The sequence below is a fragment of the Streptomyces sp. NPDC102406 genome (assembly GCF_044765725.1).
Taxonomy (GTDB): domain Bacteria; phylum Actinomycetota; class Actinomycetes; order Streptomycetales; family Streptomycetaceae; genus Streptomyces.
This window is the reverse complement of sequence record NZ_JBIWKP010000004.1, coordinates 291,844-314,622: the sequence shown is the minus strand read 5'-3', so window position 1 is coordinate 314,622 and position 22,779 is coordinate 291,844. Positions and strand designations below refer to the sequence as shown.

General features: G+C 72.9%; 17 protein-coding genes. 11 read left to right on the top strand and 6 right to left on the bottom strand.

Features of this window, described 5'->3' with window-relative positions; translation table 11 throughout:
• The first annotated feature begins 38 nt into the window (after positions 1-38).
• Positions 39-1,595: an acyl-CoA synthetase gene (locus tag ACIRF8_RS19445; protein ID WP_404216454.1), complete on the top strand. Its 1,557-nt coding sequence runs from the start codon at positions 39-41 to the stop codon at positions 1,593-1,595.
• Positions 1,596-1,631: 36 nt separating this feature from the next.
• On the opposite strand, the gene ACIRF8_RS19440 is transcribed toward ACIRF8_RS19445, so the two are convergent.
• Entirely contained in the window at positions 1,632-4,046 is a 2,415-nt protein-coding gene (locus ACIRF8_RS19440; RefSeq protein ID WP_404216452.1) for a penicillin acylase family protein, read from the bottom strand.
• A 117-nt stretch (positions 4,047-4,163) separates the two neighbouring features.
• Here ACIRF8_RS19440 and ACIRF8_RS19435 point away from each other — a divergent pair, with 117 nt between their 5' ends.
• Entirely contained in the window at positions 4,164-5,681 is a 1,518-nt protein-coding gene (locus ACIRF8_RS19435; protein WP_404216450.1) for an acyl-CoA synthetase, read from the top strand.
• Here the strand turns inward: ACIRF8_RS19435 and paaK are convergent, their stop codons facing one another.
• Positions 5,682-6,983 carry a phenylacetate--CoA ligase PaaK gene (gene paaK / locus ACIRF8_RS19430; protein ID WP_404216448.1) on the bottom strand — a complete coding sequence of 434 codons (1,302 nt, stop codon included), beginning with the start codon at positions 6,981-6,983 and terminating at the stop codon, positions 5,682-5,684. It abuts the gene before it with no gap.
• A gap of 170 nt (positions 6,984-7,153) precedes the next feature.
• Here paaK and ACIRF8_RS19425 point away from each other — a divergent pair, with 170 nt between their 5' ends.
• Positions 7,154-7,993 carry an alpha/beta fold hydrolase gene (locus ACIRF8_RS19425; protein ID WP_404216446.1) on the top strand — a complete coding sequence of 280 codons (840 nt, stop codon included), beginning with the start codon at positions 7,154-7,156 and terminating at the stop codon, positions 7,991-7,993.
• On the opposite strand, the gene ACIRF8_RS19420 is transcribed toward ACIRF8_RS19425, so the two are convergent.
• Positions 7,927-8,766, bottom strand: coding sequence for a GNAT family N-acetyltransferase (locus ACIRF8_RS19420; RefSeq protein ID WP_404216444.1), 840 nt, complete (start codon positions 8,764-8,766; stop codon positions 7,927-7,929). The genes ACIRF8_RS19425 and ACIRF8_RS19420 overlap by 67 nt on opposite strands.
• A gap of 67 nt (positions 8,767-8,833) precedes the next feature.
• Positions 8,834-10,459, bottom strand: a complete 1,626-nt coding sequence (locus ACIRF8_RS19415) for an acyl-CoA synthetase (protein WP_404216442.1) — start codon at positions 10,457-10,459, stop codon at positions 8,834-8,836.
• Between the two features lie 188 nt (positions 10,460-10,647).
• On the opposite strand from ACIRF8_RS19415, the gene ACIRF8_RS19410 reads away from it, so the two are divergent.
• The 6 genes from ACIRF8_RS19410 (at position 10,648) to ACIRF8_RS19385 (ending at position 16,315) form a co-directional block, all read left to right on the top strand.
• The gene (locus ACIRF8_RS19410; RefSeq protein WP_404216440.1) at positions 10,648-11,448 is read left to right on the top strand and encodes a crotonase/enoyl-CoA hydratase family protein; all 801 of its coding nucleotides are present in this window, start codon (positions 10,648-10,650) and stop codon (positions 11,446-11,448) included.
• A 247-nt stretch (positions 11,449-11,695) separates the two neighbouring features.
• Complete coding sequence (locus ACIRF8_RS19405) at positions 11,696-12,658, top strand: Zn-ribbon domain-containing OB-fold protein (RefSeq protein WP_404216438.1); 963 nt, start codon at positions 11,696-11,698, stop codon at positions 12,656-12,658.
• The gene (locus tag ACIRF8_RS19400; protein WP_404216436.1) at positions 12,659-13,732 is read left to right on the top strand and encodes a thiolase domain-containing protein; all 1,074 of its coding nucleotides are present in this window, start codon (positions 12,659-12,661) and stop codon (positions 13,730-13,732) included.
• Positions 13,729-14,904, top strand: coding sequence for a thiolase domain-containing protein (locus ACIRF8_RS19395; RefSeq protein ID WP_404216434.1), 1,176 nt, complete (start codon positions 13,729-13,731; stop codon positions 14,902-14,904). Before ACIRF8_RS19400 ends, ACIRF8_RS19395 begins: the two co-directional genes overlap by 4 nt.
• Positions 14,905-15,009: 105 nt before the next feature.
• Entirely contained in the window at positions 15,010-15,252 is a 243-nt protein-coding gene (locus ACIRF8_RS19390; RefSeq protein ID WP_404216432.1) for a DUF397 domain-containing protein, read from the top strand.
• A 139-nt stretch (positions 15,253-15,391) separates the two neighbouring features.
• Positions 15,392-16,315 carry a universal stress protein gene (locus ACIRF8_RS19385; RefSeq protein ID WP_404216430.1) on the top strand — a complete coding sequence of 308 codons (924 nt, stop codon included), beginning with the start codon at positions 15,392-15,394 and terminating at the stop codon, positions 16,313-16,315.
• Between the two features lie 12 nt (positions 16,316-16,327).
• Here the strand turns inward: ACIRF8_RS19385 and ACIRF8_RS19380 are convergent, their stop codons facing one another.
• Positions 16,328-17,050, bottom strand: coding sequence for a leucine-rich repeat domain-containing protein (locus ACIRF8_RS19380; protein ID WP_404216428.1), 723 nt, complete (start codon positions 17,048-17,050; stop codon positions 16,328-16,330).
• A gap of 230 nt (positions 17,051-17,280) precedes the next feature.
• Here ACIRF8_RS19380 and ACIRF8_RS19375 point away from each other — a divergent pair, with 230 nt between their 5' ends.
• The gene (locus tag ACIRF8_RS19375; RefSeq protein ID WP_404216426.1) at positions 17,281-20,163 is read left to right on the top strand and encodes an ATP-binding protein; all 2,883 of its coding nucleotides are present in this window, start codon (positions 17,281-17,283) and stop codon (positions 20,161-20,163) included.
• Positions 20,164-20,220: 57 nt separating this feature from the next.
• Entirely contained in the window at positions 20,221-20,718 is a 498-nt protein-coding gene (locus ACIRF8_RS19370; protein ID WP_404216424.1) for a hypothetical protein, read from the top strand.
• 9 nt (positions 20,719-20,727) lie between these two features.
• Here the strand turns inward: ACIRF8_RS19370 and ACIRF8_RS19365 are convergent, their stop codons facing one another.
• Positions 20,728-22,698, bottom strand: a complete 1,971-nt coding sequence (locus tag ACIRF8_RS19365) for an N-acetylmuramoyl-L-alanine amidase (protein ID WP_404216422.1) — start codon at positions 22,696-22,698, stop codon at positions 20,728-20,730.
• Positions 22,699-22,779: the final 81 nt, after the last annotated feature.

Here is a 22,779-nt window from a genome sequence, read left to right as displayed (position 1 = left end):
GCAGCCGCACACCCCTCCTCGCAGAAAGGAACGCCCCCATGCCCGACCCGACCCCACCGAACGGCTTCTGGGCGCAGGCCACCGCCGACCCCGACCGCGTCGTCCTGCACGCCCCGGACGGCGAGGAATGGAGCGCGGGCCGCCTCCACGCGGCCGCCAACAAGCTGGTGCACGGCCTGCGCGGGGCCGGGATGCGGCGCGGCGACGTGTTCGCCGTCGTGCTCCCCAACGGCGTCGAGTTCTTCACCGCCTACCTCGCCGCCTCGCAGGCGGGGTTCTACCTCGTACCGGTCAACCACCACCTCGTCGGCCCGGAGATCGCCTGGATCGTCGCCGACTCCGGGGCCAAGGTGCTGATCGCCCACGAGCGCTTCGCCGAGCAGGCCGGGGCCGCCGCCGACGAGGCGGGGCTCCCCGGCACCCACCGCTACGCCGTCGGCGACATCGACACCTTCCGCCCCTACGCGGAACTCCTCGACGGGCGACCGGAGTCCGCGCCGGACGACCGGACGCTCGGCTGGGTCATGAACTACACGTCCGGCACGACGGGCCGCCCGCGCGGCATCCGGCGCCCCTTGCAGGACAAGCTCCCCGAGGAGGCCTACCTCGGCGGTTTCCTCGCCATCTTCGGCATCAAGCCGTTCGACGGCAACGTGCACCTGGTGTGCTCGCCGCTCTACCACACCGCGGTGCTCCAGTTCGCGGGCGCCGCACTGAACATCGGGCACCCGGTCGTCCTCATGGACAAGTGGACCCCCGAAGGCATGCTGCGCGCCATCGACACCCACGCGTGCACGCACACCCACATGGTGCCGACGCAGTTCCACCGCCTCCTCGCACTCCCGCAGGAGGTGAAGGACCGCTACGACGTGACCTCCATGCGACACGCCATCCACGGCGCCGCGCCCTGCCCCGACCATGTGAAGCGCGCGATGATCGACTGGTGGGGCACCTGCGTCGAGGAGTACTACGCGGCGAGCGAGGGCGGCGGCGCGTTCGCCACCGCGGAGGAGTGGCTGAAGAAGCCCGGCACGGTCGGCAAGGCCTGGCCCATCAGCGAGCTGGCCGTCTTCGACGACGACGGGAACCGGCTGCCCGCCGGTGAACTCGGCACCGTCTACATGCAGATGAAGACCGGGGGATTCGCGTACCACAAGGACGAGGCCAAGACACGGCAGAACCGGATCGGCGACTTCTTCACCGTCGGCGACCTCGGCGTCCTCGACGAGGACGGCTACCTCTTCCTCCGCGACCGCAAGATCGATATGATCATCTCCGGGGGAGTCAACATCTACCCCGCCGAGATCGAGTCGGTGCTCCTGACCCACCCGGCCGTCGCCGACGCGGCGGCGTTCGGCATCCCGCACGACGACTGGGGCGAGGAGGTCAAGGCCGTGGTGGAGGTCGTCGAGGGCCGCGAGGCCGATGACGCCCTCGCCGCCGAGATCCTCGCCCACTGCGCGACCCGGCTCGCGGGCTACAAACGGCCCAAGAGCGTCGACTTCATCGAGACGATGCCCCGCGACCCCAACGGCAAGCTGTACAAGCGGCGGCTCCGCGACCCGTACTGGGAGGGGCGTACCCGGACCGTGTGACACGGGCGGCCCCTCCCGACGGGCGGTACCGCGCCGTCAGCCGCGCACCCGCACCACCTTCAGCACGGGCGAGCGCAGGATGTCCTTCGCGCAGAAGCGCTCCGTGACCCACTTCTTCCCCGAGAACAGGCGCGTCTGGTCACCGGAGTGCGACGACGCCGGATTCGAGGACTGCGAGTACGTCAACAGGGTGCGCGCCACCGGGCAGCGCCCGCCGTCCCAGCCGACGGCCTGGATGTAGCTGGAGCCGTGGGCGACCTCCGTGTAGCCGCCGCCCGCCGGGTCCCACACCGGCTCGACCTTGTTCCACACGCCGAGCGACTCGGTGCCGCCGTGGACGGGGATCCGCTCGCCGCCGCGCACCACGAACTGGTGGTCGCCGAGGCGCGCGTCCAACGGGATGCCCGCACCCCGCAGCTCGGCCACCGCGTCGGCGAGCGCCGTGCCGAACGCGGGCTGCCGCGTGTCCAGGGCGCGCGGTGTGCGGACCGGGTCGGCGGCGGAGAACGGCACCTTCCACAGCTTGTCCGGCGTGACCGCCGCCGTCAGCTTCCGCCAGAACCGGTCGAAGAGCAGCGCGCCCCGGCTACCGGTGTTCATGGTGCGGTCCCAGTCGGCGAGAACCGCGCACGCCTGTCCGACCTCGACCGCCGCCCCGCCGCTGCCCGTCGCCGTGCCACCCGGCAGCGCCGCGCATGCCGTCGCCGCGTCCGCCGCCGCCAGCTCCCCGGCGGGCACCCGGTCGGCGAACTGCTGTTTCTGGAGATCCGCGACCGTCAGGCCGCCCTCGTCCGCCATCGCCGCGACGGCCTCGACCGCGCCGCGCGTCCGCATCGAGCGCGGGGTGCCGACCGTCCCGAAGATCCGCTCGTACCCGGTCAGCGGCCGGTCCGCGTTGGCCAGCCAGGCGCTGTCGTTGGAGTTCTCCACGTACGGGGCGTCCTTGAGGACCGGCATCCTGGAGGGCCCGAAGATACCGGGCTGCACCGCGTCCCCGTCCCGGCCGAGCGCGCAGTCGCCGCGCGAACCGTCGAGCACGGCGACGCCCGAGGCGGGATACGTGACCTTGCCGAGCGGCGTCGAGCAGCGCGCCGCGAGATCGTCGGTGATGCGCGGCAGGACCTGCGACTGGGTGAACAGCGAGTGGCCCGCGGAGTCCGCCGCGATCGTGTTCACCCACGGAATGCCCTGGCTGCGGCGCAGCGCCCGCAGCACGTCGTCCGTCGAGCGCGCTTTGCCGAAGCCGAGCGCGGTGTCCGAGGCGCGCAGGTTCGCCGCGTTCGGATCGTTCAGCGCGTACGCCGTCGTCGCCGTCCACGGCAGCGGCAACTGGGCGCCGAGCGAGGTGACGACCGGCCCGTACCGCGTCCACCACTGCGTCCGCGTCACGTCGGCGCCGCCTCGCACAGGCACCGTGACGGTCCGCTTCGTCATCTTCTCCCGCTCGCCGTCGATGACGTACGCCGTCGGGTCGGCCGGGTCGAGGGTCAGTTGGTGGAGGTTGAGGGTGACGCCCGTCGCGACCGTGTGGCTCCACGCGACATGCGCGTTGTGGCCGATGGATATGCCGGTCGTGCCGAGCAACGAGCCCCCCATGACGTCCAGTTCCCCGGGGATCGTCTGCTGGGACTGCCAGAAGCGACGGCCGCCCTGCCACGGGTAGTGCGGGTTGCCGAGCAGCAGCCCGCGCCCGTTCGCCGTCGTCGCGCCGCTGAACGCCACCGCGTTCGAGCCCATGTCGGAGTCCTCCTGGGAGAACAACGCGCTTGCCGCAGCCGCCAGTTCGGCCTTCGAAGGCGCCGGTTCCGGCCGCGCGCCCGCCGCCGGCGGCTGCGCGGCCGTGATGCCGTCGACACCGCGTCCCTGCCCGCCGAGCACCGAGATCGCGAAACCGCGCGCCGCCACGTCCAGTGCCGTCACCGGCCTCACCCAGCCCGCGCCCTTGCACGCGGGGTCGGTGATCCGGTGCTGCCGCAGCCAGGCGTTGTACCCGGCGGCCCAGCCGCGCATCGCGTCCTTGACGTCCGCGCTCGGGCCCGCCGGGGCGGGGGTCGCGAGCAGCTTCTCCACCGTGTGCGCGTCCCGCACGCCGCGGAAGTACAGGTCGCTGGAGAGGTTCCTCGTCGCCGAGGAGAGCGACCCGTCGGGAGCCGCGTCGGGACCGAACCAGCGCGAGCGCTCGCCCCGTACGGTCAGGAACCCGTCGGCGAGTGTGCACACCTGGTCCGCGGCCTGCGCCCAGCCGGTACCGAAACCGAGGTCCGCGTAGTCCTTCGCGAGGATGTGCGGAATGCCGTACTCGGTGTAGCGGATCGTGGCGGAGAAGCCGCCGTCGTGCGGGCGCTCGTGCCGGTCGGCCGCGACCGACGGCAGCGAGGCCGTGGCGGTGAGCGCGGACAGCAGAGCGACAAGGGCGACCGTGCGACGCCGTTGTCTCGAACGGATGCGCATCGTGCTCCCAACTGCGAAGCGGACAGAGGCGGTTGAGCGTACCAACCGGTATGTCGCCTGCCGAGGGTCGTGCGCACACGTCTTGACCTGGCGTCCGTCTGCGCACAGGATCACGCCATGACGACGTCACCGGCGGCCGGAGCGGCGGACAGCACCGTGGACGGGGTGCTGCGACGCAGTGCCCGCCGCACCCCGGCCCGGCTCGCCCTGCGCTACGGGCCCCGCGTATGGACGTACGAGGAGTTGGACGACGCCGTCTCGCGCGCGGCCGGTGTCCTGCGCGCCCTGGGCCTTGCCCCCGGCGACCGGGTCGGCGCCTACGGGCACAACTCCGACGCCTACCTCATCGGCTTCCTGGCCTGCGCCCGCGCGGGTCTCGTACACGTCCCCGTCAACCAGAACCTGACCGGCGACGACCTCGACTACATCGTCCGGCAGTCCGGCAGCGCCCTGGTGCTCACCGACCCCGCGCTCGCGGACCGGCTGCCCGAGGGCGTCAGAAGCCTGGCGCTGCGCGACACGGACGACTCGCTGCTTGCGCGGCTGGCGGCGAGCGCGCCCCACGACGGGCAGCGGCCCGGCGCCGACGATCTCGTACAGCTTCTCTACACCTCCGGGACGACGGCCCTTCCCAAAGGGGCCCGCATGTCGCACCGCGCGCTCGTCCACGAGTACGTCAGCGCGATCCACGCGCTCGACCTCAGGGCCACCGACCGGCCCGTCCACGCGCTGCCGCTGTACCACTCGGCGCAGATGCACGTGTTCCTGCTGCCGTACCTCGCGGTCGGCGCCACGAGCACGATCCTCGACGCGCCGGACGCCGGACGGATCTTCGATCTGGTCGAGGCGGGCGAGGCGGACAGCCTCTTCGCGCCGCCGACCGTGTGGATCGGCCTCTCCCAGCGCCCCGACTTCGCGACCCGGGACCTCAGCGGCCTGCGCAAGGCGTACTACGGCGCGTCGATCATGCCGGTGCCCGTCCTGGAGCGGCTGCGCGAGCGGCTGCCCGGGCTCGCCTTCTACAACTGCTTCGGGCAGAGCGAGATCGGCCCGCTCGCCACCGTCCTCGGGCCGGACGAGCACGACGGGCGGATGGACTCCTGCGGGCGGCCCGTCCTCTTCGTCGAGGCGAAGGTCGTCGACGAGGACGGCAAGGACGTGCCCGACGGCACGCCGGGCGAGGTCGTCTACCGCTCCCCGCACCTGTGCGACGGCTACTGGGACAAGCCCGAGGAGACCGCGCGGGCCTTCCGTGACGGCTGGTTCCGCTCCGGTGATCTCGCCGTGCGCGACAGCGAGGGCTACTTCACCGTCGTCGACCGGGTGAAGGACGTCATCAACTCCGGTGGCGTACTGGTCGCCTCACGCCAGGTGGAGGACGTCCTCTACACGCATCCGGCGGTGGCGGAGACCGCGGTGATCGGTCTGCCCGACGCACGCTGGATCGAGGCGGTGACGGCCGTGGTCGTCCGGGCGCACGACGTCACCGAGGACGCGCTGCTCGCCCACGCGCGCGACAGGCTCGCCCACTTCAAGGCGCCCAAGCGGATCGTCTTCGTCGACGAGCTGCCGCGCAACGCCAGCGGCAAGATCCTCAAGCGGGAACTCCGCGACCGCTTCGCCCGGCCGGACTGATCACACGTTCCGCAGGTCCACGATCCGTTTGAGCTTGCCGACCGAACGCTCCAGCGTCTCCGGGTCGACGATCTCGACGGCCACGCTCACCCCGACCCCGTCCTTCATGCCCGCCGCGATGGACCGCGCCGCGGCGGCCCGCTCGTGCGCCGTCGCGTCCGGCCTCGCCTCCGCGCGGACCGTCAGCGCGTCCATCCGGCCCTCGCGGGTCAGCCGGAGCTGAAAATGCGGGGCCACCCCGGGCGTGCGCAGGACGATCTCCTCGACCTGCGTGGGGAACAGGTTCACCCCGCGCAGGATCACCATGTCGTCGCTGCGGCCGGTGATCTTCTCCATGCGGCGGAACGCGGGCCGCGCCGTCCCCGGCAGCAGCCGCGTCAGGTCCCGCGTGCGGTAGCGGACCACGGGCATCGCCTGCTTCGTCAGGGAGGTGAACACCAGCTCGCCCGGCTCGCCGTCGGGCAGTACCTCGCCCGTGACCGGGTCGACCACCTCCGGATAGAAGTGGTCCTCCCAGATGTGCAGCCCGTCCTTCGTCTCCACGCACTCCTGCGCGACCCCCGGCCCGACGACCTCCGACAGCCCGTAGATGTCCACGGCGTCGATCCCGGCCCGCTCCTCGATCTCCCGCCGCATCTCCTCGGTCCACGGCTCCGCCCCGAAGATGCCGATCTCCAGGGACGTGGAGCGCGGATCGACGCCCTGCCGCTCGAACTCGTCCAGCAGCGTCAGCATGTACGACGGCGTCACCATGATGATCTCGGGCCGCAGATCCAGGATCAGCCGGACCTGGCGGGCCGTCATGCCGCCGGACGCCGGGACGACGGTGCAGCCGAGCCGCTCCGCGCCGTAGTGCGCGCCGAGCCCGCCCGTGAACAGGCCGTAGCCGTAGGCCACATGGACCGTGTGGCCGGGCCTGCCGCCCGCCGCGCGGATCGCCCGCGCCACCATGTCCGACCACATCGACAGATCGTCCTCGGTGTAGCCGACGACCGTGGGTACCCCCGTCGTCCCGCTGGAGGCGTGCAGCCGCCGCACCCGCGACCGGTCCACGGCGAACATCCCGAAGGGGTAGTTGTCCCGCAGATCCGCCTTCGTCGTGAACGGGAAACGCGCCAGATCGCCGAGCGTCCCGCAGTCCTCGGGGCGCACCCCGGCCTTGTCGAACGCCTCGCGGTAGAACGGCACCCGCTCGTACACCCGGCTCAGCGTGCCGCGCAGCCGCTCCAACTGCCGCGCGCGCAGCTCCGCCGCGCCCAGGCGCTCGCCCTCGTCCCACCATCGCGTCGTCATCGACGTCATCGACCGCACTCCCGGACTCCCGACCGATCATTCGGTTGACCTGCTGGCCGTCAGTAATGCAAGACGGGGCCGTCCCCGTCAAGACATGCGACGTCACGTGAGGCATCGGTTCGGCCCGGCCCGGGCCGAAAACGTTGCCGCCAGGACCACCCGGCTGTGATGATCACGCCATGTTCACGTTCACCGCACCGGACGGCACCGAGCTGGCCTGCCACGTCCGCGGCTCGGGACCACCCCTGGTGTGCCTGCCCGGCGGCCCCATGCGCGCCTCCGCGTACCTCGGCGACCTGGGCGGTCTCACCGCCCATCGGACCCTGTACCTCCTCGACCTGCGCGGCACGGGGGATTCGGCGGTGCCGGACGACGAGGCGACATACCGCTGCGACCGGCAGGTCGCCGACGTCGAGGCGCTCCGCGTCCGTCTCGGTCTGGAGCGGATGGACGTCCTCGCCCACTCGGCGGGCGGCAACCTCGCCGCCCTTCACGCGGCCCGGCACCCCGAACGGATCGCCCGGCTCGTCCTGGTCACCTCGGCGCAGCGCGCCCTGGGCCACGCGGCGAGTCCGGAGGAACGGCGCGCGGCGGCTCGGCTGCGCCGCCACGAACCGTGGTTCGAGGCCGCGTACCCCGAGTACGAGAAGATGCTCGCCGGACGGGACGACGCGGACTACCTCTACGACGCGTTCTTCTACGGCCGGTGGGACGAGCGGGCCAGGGCGCACGCGGCCCGCACCGACGAGCAGACCAACGAGCGCGCCGAGGCCCGCTACGCCGCCGAGGGCGCCTACGACCCGCCCGCCACCCGCGCGGCGCTGACCCGCCTCGCCGCCCCGGTCCTGCTGATCGCCGGTGAACTGGACGGCGGCCCCTGCCCCGAGCTGGTGCGCCGCGTCGCCCGGTGCTATCCGCGGGGACGCGTCGTCGTGCAGCCGGGGGCCGCGCACTATCCCTGGCTGGACGACGAGGAGTTCTTCGTGGCGAAGGTGGCGGAGTTCCTGTCGGCCGCCTGAGCCTTGAGCACGTACGGCGTGGTCGTCCCCAGCGCCACGAAACCCGACCGTTCCAGGATGGGCCTGCTGTACGACGAGGCGTCGACGTGCACGTACCGGAATCCGCGCTCGGCCGCGATCCTGACCCGGTACGCGACGAGCGCCCGGTAGATGCCGCGCCCCCGCCACCCGGGCACGGTGCCGCCGCCCCACAGGCTCGCGAAGTCGGTGCCGTCGTGCAGTTCGAGCCGGGCCGCGCCGACCGGCTCGGCATCGTGCAGCGCGACGACGGCGGGCACGGTCGCCGGATCGTGGGCGAGCTGCTGACGCACCTGGTGCCCGATCGAGGAGCGCCCGCCGTCGAAGGCCCGGTCGTGCACGCGCTCGACCAGTTCGACCTGGGCCTCGTCGGTGACGGGCAGCAACCGGATGCCGTCCGGCGGTGCGACGTCGCATGCCGGCCCGGTCGTCGCCGCCACGAGCAGCGTCTCCGTCTCCTCGGCCACGAACCCGGCGGCGGTCAGCCGCGCCCCCAGGTCGCCGGGCCGGTCGTGCCCGTAGGACTTCCACTCCGCTTCGACGCCCAACGCGTGGTAGAAGCGGACCTGTTCGGCGATGGCCGCGTCGGCGCCGGCGGCGTCGAGCCCCGACCAGAGCACCCCGTTCCACCCGGCGCCCGGACCGACCTGCCGCACGACGTCACCGACCCGCTCGACGCGCGCGCCGGGCTCGTCGGGCCGGGCCTCGCGCCGCATCTGCCGGTCGAACAGGGCCAGCACCGCTTCGTGATCCATGCGGCCACTCCAGCAGGCGGCCGAGCGGCGGGCAACCGCATAAAGTCCGGGCTCCCTGCTCGGTGTTCTACCGCTCGCCGTCGGACTTCGCGGCCACCGCGCGCGCCCAGCGGTAGTCCGCCTTGCCGCTCGGCGACCGCTGGATGCCGTCCGACAGGACGAGCCGGCGGGGGATCTTGTAGCCCGCGAGACGGGCGCGGCAGTGGCTCTGGAGGGCGTCCAGGGTGAGGGCGGGGGCGCCGGGTCTGAGCTGGACGACGGCGGCCACGCGGTTGCCCCACTTCGCGTCGGGAACCCCGGCCACCAGCGCGTCGTAGACGTCCGGATGGGACTTCAGGGCCTGCTCCACCTCCTCCGGGTAGACCTTCTCGCCGCCCGTGTTGATGCACTGGGAGCCGCGGCCGAGGACGGTGACGATGCCCTCCTCGTCGACCGTGGCCATGTCACCGAGCAGTACCCAGCGCTCGTCGCCCTTCTGGAAGAACGTCTCGGCGGTCTTCTTCGCGTCGTTGTAGTAGCCGAGCGGGACGTGCCCGCGCTGGGCGATCCGCCCCACCTCCCCGACGCCGACCGGCTCGTACGTCGCCGGATCGACCACCCTGGTACGGGAGTTGACGCGTAGCCGGAAGCCCTGGCCCGCGCCCGAGTCGTCCGTCGCGGTGCCGTTGAAGCCGGACTCCGACGAGCCGAAGTTGTTGAGCAGCATCACATGCGGCACCAGCGCCTGGAACTGGGCGCGCACCGTGTCCGACATGATCGCGCCCGACGACGAGACGCTGAACAAGGACGAGCAGTCCGTGCCCTTCGACGGGCCGCTGAGCGCGTCGATGAGGGGACGCAGCATCGCGTCGCCCACCAGCGACATGCTCGTCACCTTCTCCTTCGCGATCGTGCGCAGCACTTCCTCCGGCACGAACTTGCGGTGGATGACGACGCGCTGGCCGAAGTGGAAGCCGATGAACGCCGTCAGGGTGGACGTGCCGTGCATCAGCGGGGGAGTGGGGAAGAACGTGATCCCGTCGCCGCCCGCCGCGACCCGCTCGGCCAGCTCCTCGGGGCGTGCCACCGGCTCACCCGTCGGCGCTCCGCCGCCCAACCCGGAGAAGAACAGGTCCTCCTGACGCCACATCACGCCTTTGGGCATACCGGTCGTGCCGCCGGTGTAGATGATGAACTGGTCGTCCGCCGAGCGCGGGGCGAACCCGCGCCCGGGCGACGCGGCGGCCACGGCCTCCTCGAAGTCGACGCACGTGAGCGGCGGCGCGTCCGGTGCGGGGACGCCCACCCGCACCAGGTGGCGCAGCGTGTCCGTTCGCGGCAGCGCCCCCGCCACGCGCTCGGTGAACTCCGCGTCGAAGACCAGGGCGGCGAGGTCGGCGTCCCGGTAGAGGTAGACCAACTCCTCCTCGACGTAGCGGTAGTTGACGTTGACCGGGACGATCCGTGCCTTGAGGCAGCCGAGCACCGTCTGGAGGTACTCGACGCCGTTGTAGAGATGCAGCCCCAGATGTTCGCCCGGACGCAGCCCGCTGTCGATCAGGTGGTGGGCCACGCGGTTCGCCGCCGCGTCGAGGCGCGCGTACGTGAGCCGGCGTTCGGCGCCCGTGCCGGGGTGGTCGAGGTGGACGAGTGCTTCGCGGTCCGGGACCACGTCGACGACCGACTCGAACAGGTCGGCAAGGTTGTACTCCACCGCTCCTCCTGACCCTGGCCGCATCTCGTGTGGCCGTCATCAGAGCAGAGGCGGCCGGTAGGGGGAAGGGGCCCCGCGAAAGAATCTGACTGCCTGTCAGAAAACTCTTGTACTGGCTCGTCCGCTCCTGCAACCTGTTCTGGTCCCGCGCGGGACTTGGGGCACCGGCGGCCGACTGGAGGTCAGCTATGGACGGGACCGAACACCTGGATGTGCGGCGCGAGGGAGCGACGCTCGTGCTCACGCTCAACCGGCCCGAGGCCAAGAACGCGCTGTCCCTGCCGATGCTCGTCGGCCTGTACGACGGATGGCTCCTCGCCGATGCCGACGACGCGGTCCGCTCGGTCGTGCTCACCGGGGCGGGCGGTTCGTTCTGCTCGGGGATGGACCTCAAGGCGCTGGCCGGCGACGGCATGGACGGCGAGCGGTACCGCGACCGCCTCAAGGCCGACCCGGACCTGCACTGGAAGGCGATGCTGCGCCATCACCGGCCGCGCAAACCGGTGATCGCGGCGGTGGAGGGCCACTGCGTCGCGGGCGGCACGGAGATCCTGCAAGGCACCGACATCCGCGTCGCGGGGGAGTCGGCGACGTTCGGACTCTTCGAGGTGGTGCGGGGGCTGTTCCCCATCGGCGGCTCGACGGTGCGGCTGCCCCGGCAGATCCCGCGCACCCACGCGCTGGAGATGCTGCTGACCGGCCGGCCGTACCCCGCGCCCGAAGCGGCGGCGATCGGCCTGGTGGGGCGCGTGGTGCCGGACGGCACGGCACTGGAGACGGCGCTGGAGATCGCCGAGCGGATCAACGCGTGCGGGCCGCTGGCCGTGGAGGCGGTCAAGGCGTCCGTCTACGAGACGGCGGGGCTGCCGGAGGCGGAGGGCCTGGCGGCGGAGCTGAAGCGGGGCTGGCCGGTCTTCGACACGGCCGACGCGAAGGAAGGTGCCCGTGCTTTCGCCGAGAAGCGGTCTCCGGTGTTCCGGCGGGAGTGATGGTCGCCCTGCGCTGCGCGTGCCCTCTCGGTCTCGCGTCTGCCGGACGGGCTCGCGTCGCCGGGTGCGGGTCGTGGTCCTGCTTCGCGCAGTTCCCCATCCCCTGGGATGGGCCGCGGCGGAGCCGCATGCCCCAGGGGCGCGGGGAACCGCGCGACCAGCCACCCACAACCCGCACCCGGCAACGCACCCCGACCTGGCAGATGCGTCCCCGCCCCCAACCCCCTGCACCTCTAGAGGAGCCCAGATGACAACCACGCCCCGACCGGAGGTACTCCGCGCACCCCTAGTCGTGGAGTTCCCCTTCACCCGCTCCCTGGGCCCCGTGCAGAGCGCCTTCCTCACCGCCCTTCGCCACCGCACGGTGCTCGGCGTACGCACCACGAGCGGCAGCGTCCTCGTACCGCCGGTCGAGTACGACCCCGTCACCGCCGACGAGATCCGCGACCTGGTCGAGGTGGGCGCGACCGGCACCGTCACCACCTGGGCGTGGAACCCCGAACCCCGCCGCGGGCAGCCCCTCGACACGCCCTTCGCCTGGGTCCTGGTCCGGCTCGACGGCGCCGACACCGCCCTGCTGCACGCCCTCGACGCACCGGGCCCCGAGGCCGTCCGCACCGGTCAGCGCGTCCGCGTCCGCTGGGCCGCCGAGCGGGTCGGCGCCATCACGGACATCGCCTGCTTCGAGCCGGACGACACCGGCGCCCCACAAGGGCGGGCCGTCGCGCACAGCGGGCAGTTCGACGACCCGGTGACGGGCATCGTCGCGCCCGCCCGACTCGACTACACCTACAGCCCCGGCGGCGCCCAGAGCCGCTACATCAACGCCCTCGCCGAGCACCGCACGGTCGGCGAACGCTGCCCCTCCTGCCACAAGGTCTACGTCCCGCCCCGCGGCGCCTGCCCCACCTGCGGGGTCGCCACCACCGAGCAGGTCGAGGTCGGCCCGGCCGGCACCGTCACCACGTACTGCATCGTCAACATCAAGGCGAAGAACCTCGACATCGACGTGCCCTACGTCTACGCCCACATCGCACTCGACGGCGCCGACCTCGCCCTGCACGGCCGCATCGCCGGCATCCCCTACGACGAGGTGCGGATGGGCCTGCGCGTCGAGCCGGTGTGGAGCGAGGGCGGTCGCCACCCGGACCACTACCGGCCGACCGGCGAGGCGGACGCGGACTACGACACGTACAAGGAGCTGATCTGAATGCGGCCGCCGATCCGGGACATCGCCGTCGTCGCCTTCGGGCAGACCGATCACCGGCGCACCACCGACGAGGAGTCGGAGGTCGAGATGCTGATGCCCGTGCTGCACCAGGTGCTCGACGCGACGGGCCTGAGGACCGGTGACATCGGCTTCACCTGCTCCGGGTCGAGCGACTACCTCGCCGGGCGCGCCTTCTCCTTCACCATGGCGCTCGACGGCGTCGGCGCCTGGCCGCCGATCTCCGAGTCGCACGTCGAGATGGACGGCGCCTGGGCGCTGTACGAGGCATGGACGAAACTGCTCACCGGCGAGGCCGACACCGCGCTCGTCTACGCGTACGGGAAGTCGTCGCCGGGCTCGGTGCGTGACGTCCTGACCCGGCAGCTCGACCCGTACTACGTCGCCCCGCTCTGGCCCGACGCCGTCGCGCTCGCCGCCTTGCAGGCCCAGGCCCTGATCGACGCGGGCGCCACCGACGAACCCGCCCTGGCGAAGGTCGCCGCCCGCAGCCGCCTGGCCGCCGCCGACAATCCGCACGCCCAACTGCGCGGCGCCGACATCCCGCACGGTGCGTACCTCGTCCACCCGCTGCGGACCGGGGACTGCCCACCGATCGGGGACGGCGCCGCCGCCGTGATCCTCGCCGCCGGGGACCGGGCCCGCGACCTGTGCGAGCGGCCCGCCTGGATCCGCGGCATCGACCACCGCATCGAGGCGCACGGCCTGGGCGTACGCGACCTCACCGACTCACCGTCGACGCGGCTCGCCGCCGAGAACGCGGGAGCCTTCGAACGGCCCGTGGACACCGCCGAGTTGCACGCCCCCTTCACCGCGCAGGAAGTCGTCCTGCGCAAGGCACTGCGGCTCGGCGACGACGTCATCGTCAACCCGTCCGGCGGCGCGCTCGCCGCGAACCCCGTCATGGCCGCCGGGCTCATCCGCATCGGCGAGGCCGCAGCCCGTGTCCACCGCGGCGACTCCCACCGGGCACTCGCCCACGCCACCTCGGGACCCTGCCTCCAGCAGAACCTGGTCGCCGTACTCGAAGGAGAACAAGGAGGCGAGCAGCGATGAGCAGCACAGCCAAGGAGCCCGTGGCCGTCGTCGGGATCGGGCAGACCCGGCACGTCGCCGCCCGGCGTGATGTGTCCATCGCCGGACTGGTCCGGGAGGCTGCCCGCGCGGCGCTGGACGACGCCGAGCTGACCTGGGCCGACATCGACGCCGTGGTCATCGGCAAGGCGCCCGACTTCTTCGAGGGCGTCATGATGCCGGAGCTCTACCTCGCCGACGCGCTCGGCGCCGTCGGCAAACCGATGCTGCGCGTGCACACGGCCGGGTCCGTGGGCGGCTCGACGGCGCTCGTCGCCACCAACCTCGTCGCGGGCCGCGTCCACGGCACCGTCCTCACCCTCGCCTTCGAAAAACAGTCGGAATCCAACGCGATGTGGGGGCTCTCCCTGCCCATCCCGTTCCAGCAGCCGCTCCTCGCCGGGGCCGGCGGATTCTTCGCGCCGCACGTACGCGCCTACATGCGGCGTACCGGCGCCCCCGACACCGTCGGCTCCCTCGTCGCGTACAAGGACCGGCGCAACGCGCTGAAGAACCCCTACGCCCACCTCCACGAACACGACATCACCCTGGAGAAGGTGCAGGCCTCACCGATGCTCTGGGACCCCATCCGCTACTCCGAGACCTGCCCTTCGTCCGACGGCGCCTGCGCGATGATCCTCACCGACCGCGCGGGCGCGGCCCGCGCACCGAGGCCGCCCGCCTGGGTGCTCGGCGGCGCCATGCGCAGCGAACCCACCCTCTTCGCCGGCAAGGACTTCGTGTCACCGCAGGCCGGCAAGGACTGCGCCGCGGATGTGTACCGGCAGGCGGGCATCGCGGACCCGCGCCGCGAGATCGACGCCGTCGAGATGTACGTACCGTTCTCCTGGTACGAGCCGATGTGGCTGGAGAACCTGGGCTTCGCCGCCGAGGGCGAGGGCTGGAAACTCACCGAGGCGGGCGTGACCGAACTCGACGGCGACCTGCCGGTGAACATGTCGGGCGGCGTCCTGTCCACCAACCCCATCGGCGCCTCCGGCATGATCCGCTTCGCCGAGGCCGCCCTCCAGGTACGCGGACAGGCGGGGGAGCACCAGGTCGAGGGCGCCCGCACGGCGCTCGGGCACGCCTACGGAGGCGGCTCGCAGTTCTTCTCCATGTGGCTCGTCGGCGCCGAACCGCCCTCGCGCTGACCCCCGCTGACCGGCCGTCGGGCGATCGCTCCGGTCGCGGCCTGTGCGGGGTACGAACCGATCGCTAGGCTGGCGCACGGACGACGAACCGGGAGGAGCACGGACGTGGCCGAAAGCACCATCGACCAGCACCCGCTCACGGGGTGGGACAAGCCGGATCTGGACCTGAGCAAGGCGGACTGGCGCTCCAGCAGCAGGGGCGCGGGCGATGTCCAGATCGCCTTCGTGGAGGGATTCATCGCCATGCGCAACAGCGGGAGCCCACAGAGCCCGTCGCTGATCTTCACACCGGACGAGTGGGGAGCGTTCGTGCTGAACGCCCGGGAGGGCGAGTTCGATCTGACGTAGGGACCGAATTCTCCATTCGGTTTCCGACACGTGACCCTCGGCCCTGTCCTGTGGCTCCCGGGTGCGCGAGCCTGGCCACAGGAACAGCCGGTCAATGAGGGGCACGTCGGGCGTGCCCTGTGTCGGAGGCGAAGAAGTCATGAGCACGCCGCACCCGCAGCCCGTCGTCGCCGCCGTCGACGGGTCCGAGCACAGCAACCGCGCCCTGGAGTGGGCACTCGCCGAAGCGACCCGGCGCGGCGCAGACCTGCGCATCGTGCATGTGCGGCAGTACGCGCCCCACCTCCAGCCCGCCGTGCTCGTCGCCGGGCCCGACGAACCCGCCGACGACCCGGTCATCGGGAACGTGCGCAAGGCGCTCGAACACCGGCAGGGCCCGCCGCCGCTGGAGTTCATCAGCCGCGAGGGGGTGCCCGCCGCGGTGCTCCCGGAGATGGGCGCCGAGGCGCAACTGGTGGTGCTCGGCTCGCGCGGGCGCGGCGGTTTCGCCGGCCTCCTGCTCGGCTCGAACGGGGTGGCCGCCGCCCGCGACGCCGTCTGCCCCGTCGTCGTGGTGCCGCCACCGGGCCGCGTGGTCCACGGCGAGGCGCCCGTCGCGCCCGGCCCGCGCGTCGTCGTCGGCCTGCGCCTCGACGACACCGGCGGCCCGGACGAGACCGTGCTCGACTTCGCCTTCGCGCACGCCGCGCGCTCCGGCGCACGGGTGCGGGTCGTCGCCGCGTACCCGTGGCCGCCGCTCGTCTGGTCCGCGTTCGGCGACTTCACACCGACCACGATCGACGAGGAGGCCGCCCGGCAGGAGACCCTGCGGCTGGCGGAGGAAGCGATCGCCGGCCGGCGAAAGTCTCACCCTGAAGTAGAGGTCGACCTCTATGTGGCACCGGGTGACGCGGCGGGCCACCTGGTCGAGAACTCGCGCGGCGCCGACCTGGTCGTCGTCGGCCGTCACCGCCGCCGCCTCACCCGCCCCGCCCCGATCCTCGGCTCCGTCACCCACGCGGTGCTGCTGCACGCGGCGAGCCCGGTCGCGGTCGTGCCGCCCGACGGCCGGGCGCAGGGCTGAGGCTCCACCGGTTCAGCGCAGCACGACGCACCCGCGCCCGGTCAGCTCGGCGAGCAGACCGGGCGCCACCTCTACGTCGTTCCAGCGCAGATCGAGCTTCTCCAGCGCGGGCAGTTCACCGACCCAGTCCGGGAGTTCGCCGATCCGGTTGCCGCGCAGATCGACTCTGCGCAGCGACGGCAGACCGCGCAGCGGCTCCGGGACGGCGTCGAAGGCGTTCTCGCGCAACTCCAGTTCCCGCAGCTCCCGCAGGTCCCCGACCGAGGCGGGCAGGGCGGAGAGCCGGTTGCCGCGCAGCCACAGCTCCCGCAGTGAGGCGAGTGCGCCGACGCTCCCGGGCAGCTCGGTCAGGTGGTTGTGCTGGGCGCGCAGTTCGACGAGGCCGGTCATCGAGCCGAGCGTCGCGGGCAACGCGCTCAGCCGGTTCTCGCCGACGTTCAGATACGCGAGCCGGTCCAGGGCGCCCAGCGTGGCGGGCAGCTCGGTCAGCAGGTTGTCGTGCAGATAGAGGAACCGCGTCAGGCCGGTGAGGTCACCGAGACTCGACGGCACCGAGGTCAGCCGGTTGTGTCCCAGGTCGAGAGTGTGCAGAGCGGTCAGCGTGCCGATGCGGTCGGGCAGACGCGTGAGCCGGTTGTCGGGCAGCAGCAGGACATCGAGCGCCGGATGGCTCCACACCTCCTCCGGTACGGAGTCCAGACCGGCACGCCAGTAGGAGAGTGTGCCGTCCACCATGATCCTCAGCCCCCTCGGCGGCCCGCACACCGCCGTGATGACCGGCCGTGAATCTAGCATCGGGGGCGCCCGCGGTCCGATCCCGGCCCGCCGTCCGCGGCACAACTTCCTTGCGCGGAAAGCCACATGACACTCCGGGCCGGGTCGTTCGGCGTAGGCTGGGAGACCTGGAACCCGCGGCGTGCACCGGCTCCCCGCGCCGGGCGCACCACCGCGACTGGGGGTGCGCCATGGGGCAGCGCGGAGGCCGGGGCAGACGGACACTGTTCGAGCGCGACAGTGAACTCGCCGCCGTCGACGAGGCGCTCGGCGAGCTGACCGGACTGCGCCCCGGCGGCGTGGAGCCGACCGAACGACCGCGCGGCGCGCTGCTCGCCGTCGCCGCACCCGCCGGACTCGGCAAGACCTCGCTGCTCGCCGAGGTGCGCAGGCGCGCCGCCGCCAAGGGCTGCACGGTCCTCTACGCCCGCGGCGGCGACCAGGAGCAGGGCGTCGCCTTCCACGTCGCCCGCCAGCTCGTCCAGCCCCAGCTCGCCGGGGTGCCCGAGGCCGAACTCCGCTCCCGGCTGGGCAGTTGGTACGCCATCGTCGGCCCCGCCCTCGGCCTGTGCGCCCCCGCCGACGGGGCGACGCCCGACCCGCAGGGCCTGCGCGACGGCCTCGACTGGGTGCTCACCCACCTCGCCGTGCGGCGCGCCCCCATGGTCCTCGTCCTCGACGACGCCCACTGGGCCGACCCCGAGTCCCTGAGCTGGCTCGGAGCGTTCGCGCCGCGCGCCGAGGAACTGCCGCTGCTGCTCGTCGTCGCCTACCGCCCCGAGGAACTTCCCGATCACGCCGAGGCGCTGCGCGGGCTTCCCGGCCGCGCGGGCCGAAGGCCCCTCGGCCTCGAACCGCTCAGCGCGCCCGCCGTCGCCCGCCTGGTCCGCGAATCCCTCGGCTCCCACGCCGACGACGCCTTCTGCCGCGAGTGCTGGGCCGTCACCGCCGGCAACCCCTTCGAGGCGGTCGAGCTGACCGCGAAGGTGCACGACCGGGGCCTCGCCCCGACCGAGAACGGCGCCCACCTGCTGCGCGATCTCGCCGCCGCCGTCAAGGGCAGCGGACTGATCGCCCGCCTCGAACGACTGGGCACCTCCACCGTCCGCTTCGCCTGGGCCTGCGCCGTCCTCGGCACCGAGATCTCCCCCGAACTGGCCGCGGCCGTCGCCGGACTGGGGGCCGAGGAGGCGGCCGACGCCGCCGACCGGCTCCGCACGGCCCGCGTCCTCACCGGCGTGGACACCCTGGAGTTCGTCCACCCGCTGATCGCCACCGCCGTCTACCGCGCCATCCCGGGCGGTGTTCGCGTCGCCCTGCACGGCCAAGCCGCGTGGACCGTCGTCGATGCCGGACTCGGGTCGTCCGCCGCCGCCCGCCACCTCCTGGAGACCCACCCCGACGGCGACGGCTGGGTCGTCAAGGAACTGCGCTCCGCCGCCCGCGAGACCGTCCGCGCCGGCGCCCCCGAGGCCGCCCGCCGCTATCTGGCCCGCGCGCTGCGCGAACCCCCGCCCTTCGAGGACCGCGCCGCCGTCCTGTACGAACTCGGCAGCGCCTCCCTGCTCACCGAACCCGCCACCACCGTCAACCACCTGCGTGCCGCCCTGGAGGAGCCCATCACCGACCCGGCGCTGCGCACCGGCATCGTCTACCGGCTCTCCCAGGTCCTCGCCCACAGCGACCGGCTCGCCGAGGCCTCCGAGACCCTCGGCCGGGAACTGTCCCGCGCCACGGACTCCCGCGTGCGGCTGCGCCTCCAGGCCGAACAGTTCATGTGGGACGCCTTCCGCGCCGACGAACCCGAGTCCCCGGCGCGCTCCCGGCGCCTGGCCGCACTCGCCGACCGGCTCACCGGACGCGACCTCACCGAGCGCTACCTCATCGGCCTGCGTGCCTGGGACGCCACCCTGCGCGGCGAACCCGCCGCCACCGTCCTCCGGCACGCCGAGCGCGCCCTGGCCGGCGGCCTGCGCTGGGCCGCCGACGAGGACCGCGGCTTCGAGGTCCCCGTCCTCGTCGCCCTCTCCTTCCTCTACGCCGACCGCCCCGGCCGCACCGAGGAGCTGTTCGTCGAGGGCATCGCCGACTTCGAGCACGCCGGCTGGCACGGCGGCCATCTCTCCTTCGCGTACACCCTGCTCGGCTATGTCCGCTACCGGCGCGGACGCCTCGCCGAGGCCGAGGACTTCGCCCGCGCGGGCCTGCGCCGCGCCGAGCGCGTCGGACCCGGCACCCCCGCCCACTGGTACGCCGTCGGCACCCTCATCGAGGTGCTGCTCGCCCGCGGCCGGGTGAGCGAGGCCCGGAGCGTGGCCGAGACGTACGCCTTCGGGGCCCCGTTCCCCGCCGCCGTCGTCTTCCCCGACGCCCAGACCGTCCACGGCGAACTGCTCCTCGCCCTCGGCCGCACCAAGGACGCCGCCGTCGAGCTCGCCGCCGCCGGGCGCCGGCTCGAACCGCGCGGCATCCGCAACCCCTCCTGGTGCCCCTGGCAGCTCCACCTCGCCCGCGCCGAGGCGCACGACGCCCCCAGGGCCGCCGTCGTCACCGCCCGCAGCGCCGTCGACCGCGCCCGCCACTTCGGGGCGCCGTCCGCGATCGGGCAGGCCCTGCGCGTCGCCGCCGAGGTCTCCCACGGAGCGGCCCGCGCCGAACTCCTGGAGGAGTCCGTCAGCCACCTCGAACGCTCCCCGGCCGGGTACGAGCTGGCCTGCTCGCTCGTCGCCCTCGGCGCGGAACTGCGCCGCACCGGCCGCGCCGAGGAAGCCGCGGACCAGCTCTACCGCGGACTCGACGCGGCGGTCGGCTGCGGCGCGGACGGTCTGGTGGAGCGGGCCCGGGACGAGCTGGCCGCCGCCGGACTGCGGCCCCGCCCCCTGCGGGGCGCGGCGTCCGACACGCTGACCGCGCCGGAACGCAGGGCCGCGGGACACGCGGCCCGCGGCCTCGGACCCGCCGGGATCGCGGCGGAACTGCGCCTCGACGAGCGGACCGTCGTACGGCTCCTGTCGGCGGTCTACCGCAAGCTGGGCACCGATCGCAGCGGCCTCGCCGCGGCCCTCGGGGAGTAGCCCGGCCGGCCAAACCCCGGGGCTGCCCATCGCCCGCGGCGACGTACGATGGAGGGCATGTCCTTCCTCCGCCGCCGCGCAGCCACCCCCGCGGGCCCCGACTTCGACGTCCTGGCCATGGATCCGGGCGACTGGCCGGGCAATCTCGGCGCGGGCCTGCTGCCCGCCCCCGACGGAAGCTGCCAGGGCGTGTTCCTGCGCTACGACCTGTTCGGCGGCCGCGGCCCCGCGATGATCATCGGCAATCTGCCCGAGGGGTCACCGGCCCGCGACACCGCCGAGGGGGAGATCCCCTTCGAGGTCGCGCAGCTCCTCATCGCGCTGGAGAACGACGAGGAGGTCACCGTCACCGGCGTCGAGGACGTCCCGGTGATGCAGGGCGACAACCTCCTCATCGTGCGGCGCCTCAAGCTCTCCGAGACGCGTATCTCCTGCGTCCAGTTCGACCGCAGCGACAAGGTGCTCGTGACCATCGCGTCCTGGGACCGCCCGATCACCGACGACCTGTACGCGCTGCTCAAGCCGCTGCCGGCCGAACTGTTCCAGCAGGGCTGACACCCCCGGCTACGACCCCGTGGACGGCGCCACCCGCACGTCGGCGGCGCGCACATAGGCGACCCGGTGGCCGAACTGGATCTCGTAGTACACGTCCTCGCCCTTGACCACCCGGTGCGTCGACGTGTCGAACGTCGGCGAGTAGAAGTACTCGCCCGTCGTCCGCCCGCCGATCACATAGCGCTGACCGGGGAGCAGCTTGTACGGCAGGGGTGACACCGCCTGCGGCGTCATCCCCGCCGGATAGGCCGCGGCCTCGGGGTAGGCCCGCCCGTACACCGGCACCTGGGTCGCGCCCTCCTTCGGCGTGACCACCAGCCCCTTCGCGCCGACGGCGGTCGGCTGCTTCGCGGGGTTCCTGAACCAGGCCTTCTGACCCAGGTACCAGATCGCCGTCCAGTCACCCTCGCGGCCGGCGACCGCGTACTGCTGGCCCGTGGAGACACGCGACGCCATGTCGTTCACGTCGATGGTCGAGTCCTGGCCGCCCGGCCGCAGACCGATGTCCTTGACGAGCGGCGCGTCCTCGCTCGGCGCCGTGTACAGGCGCACCGCGCTCGACCCGTGCGGCGCGCACGCCTCACCCGCCTTGACGCAGCCCGTGAAAGTCGGCTGGTTCTTCGCGAAGTCGGGCCTGATGGTGACGACACCCGCATGCCCCTTCGCCGTCGGCCGGAACGGCCGCCCCATCAGCGCGAAGTAGTGCGCCCAGTCCCAGTACGGGCCGGGGTCCGTGTGCATGGAGGGGACCGTCGACGCCGTCGGGCCCGGCACCGTGTCATGGCCGAGGATGTGCTGCCGGTCCAGCGGGATGTCGTACTTCTTGGCGAGGTACGACACCAGCCGCGCCGACGAGCGGTACATCTCCTCCGTGTACCAGGAGTCGGGCCGCGCGAGGAAGCCCTCGTGCTCCAGGCCGATCGACTTGGCGTTCACGTACCAGTTGCCCGCGTGCCAGCCGACGTCCTTGGCCTTGACGGACTGCACGATGTGCCCGTCGGTCGAGCGCAGCGAGTAGTGCCAGGCCAGATACGTCTTGTCCTGGACCAGCTTCAGTGTCTGCTCCCACGTCGCCTCCGTGTCGTGGATGACGATGTAGTCGATGCTCTGGTCGTTCGGACGGTCCGCCAGGTCGTGGTTGCCGTAGTCGCCGTCGCCGAACTCCTCGTAGGGCGCCGGGATCCACTCGCACGACACCGTCCGCGGGCACTCCGTCCCCGACGTGTCCGCCTTGCGCAGACCCGTCCGCGCGAGCTGCGCCGCCCGCGGCTTCGCGGCCGGGTCGGCGGTGAGTGTCAGACGCTGGCCCGCGTCCGTGGTCCGCCGCTCGCCGTCGCGGATCACCGCGAAGACATCGTTGGCGTACGTCGCCGCGGTCGCCGTGTCGTCCGCGCCGGAGAACGAGGCGACCGCCCCGTACCAGTCGGCCGGGGTGTCGCTCAGCGGATTGCCGAGCCGCTTCTGCGCCGCCGCGAGCAGCGCCGCGCCACCGCGTACATTGGCCGCCGGATCACCGCGCAGCTTCTCGGCCGGGATGCCGGTGAGGTCCGCGGCGCGGGTCAACGTCTTCAGCCGGGCCGGGAGTTGGGAGGCGGTCGGCACGGACGCCGAGGTCCGCAGCGGGGCGCGGGAGTCGTCGCCGCGGGCGTCGCCCTCGGCGTGGCTGTGCGCCACGGTGTGCGCGATCGCGGTCCGGGCGTCCGTCAGGTGCATGGGTCCGTAGCCACCGGTGACGCTGGGCGTGCCGTCGTGGCTGTCCCAGCGCGACTGGAGATAGGAGACGCCGAGCAGCACGCTCTGCGGTACGTGGTACTCGGCCGCCGCCGCGGCGAAGGCGCCCTGGAGCCGGTCCGAGGGGGCGGGTCCGGCGTCCTGGGGCGGGGCCGCGCCGAGCAGGGGGAGCAGCAGCGCCGCTGTGGCGAGCGTGCCCGCCGCCGCTCGGGGACGTCTGCCGGGGATGGAACGGGTGGACCGGTGCAACGGTGCCTCCTGGGGCGCGGGGAAACGGATGGGAGCGCGGGCGTCACGGGCGCCTTGTGCGTCAGTGGTATCGGCTGGCCG

Coding starts and splice junctions, on each gene's coding strand:
- ACIRF8_RS19445 (WP_404216454.1), top strand. CDS start 39: ATGCCCGACCCGACCCCACCGAACGGCTTCTGGGCGCAGGCCACCGCC.
- ACIRF8_RS19395 (WP_404216434.1), top strand. CDS start 13,729: ATGAGCAGCACAGCCAAGGAGCCCGTGGCCGTCGTCGGGATCGGGCAG.
- ACIRF8_RS19425 (WP_404216446.1), top strand. CDS start 7,154: ATGTTCACGTTCACCGCACCGGACGGCACCGAGCTGGCCTGCCACGTC.
- ACIRF8_RS19435 (WP_404216450.1), top strand. CDS start 4,164: ATGACGACGTCACCGGCGGCCGGAGCGGCGGACAGCACCGTGGACGGG.
- ACIRF8_RS19370 (WP_404216424.1), top strand. CDS start 20,221: ATGTCCTTCCTCCGCCGCCGCGCAGCCACCCCCGCGGGCCCCGACTTC.
- ACIRF8_RS19400 (WP_404216436.1), top strand. CDS start 12,659: ATGCGGCCGCCGATCCGGGACATCGCCGTCGTCGCCTTCGGGCAGACC.
- ACIRF8_RS19420 (WP_404216444.1), bottom strand. CDS start 8,766: ATGGATCACGAAGCGGTGCTGGCCCTGTTCGACCGGCAGATGCGGCGC.
- ACIRF8_RS19375 (WP_404216426.1), top strand. CDS start 17,281: ATGGGGCAGCGCGGAGGCCGGGGCAGACGGACACTGTTCGAGCGCGAC.
- ACIRF8_RS19410 (WP_404216440.1), top strand. CDS start 10,648: ATGGACGGGACCGAACACCTGGATGTGCGGCGCGAGGGAGCGACGCTC.
- ACIRF8_RS19385 (WP_404216430.1), top strand. CDS start 15,392: ATGAGCACGCCGCACCCGCAGCCCGTCGTCGCCGCCGTCGACGGGTCC.
- paaK (WP_404216448.1), bottom strand. CDS start 6,983: ATGACGTCGATGACGACGCGATGGTGGGACGAGGGCGAGCGCCTGGGC.
- ACIRF8_RS19440 (WP_404216452.1), bottom strand. CDS start 4,046: ATGCGCATCCGTTCGAGACAACGGCGTCGCACGGTCGCCCTTGTCGCT.
- ACIRF8_RS19380 (WP_404216428.1), bottom strand. CDS start 17,050: ATGGTGGACGGCACACTCTCCTACTGGCGTGCCGGTCTGGACTCCGTA.
- ACIRF8_RS19405 (WP_404216438.1), top strand. CDS start 11,696: ATGACAACCACGCCCCGACCGGAGGTACTCCGCGCACCCCTAGTCGTG.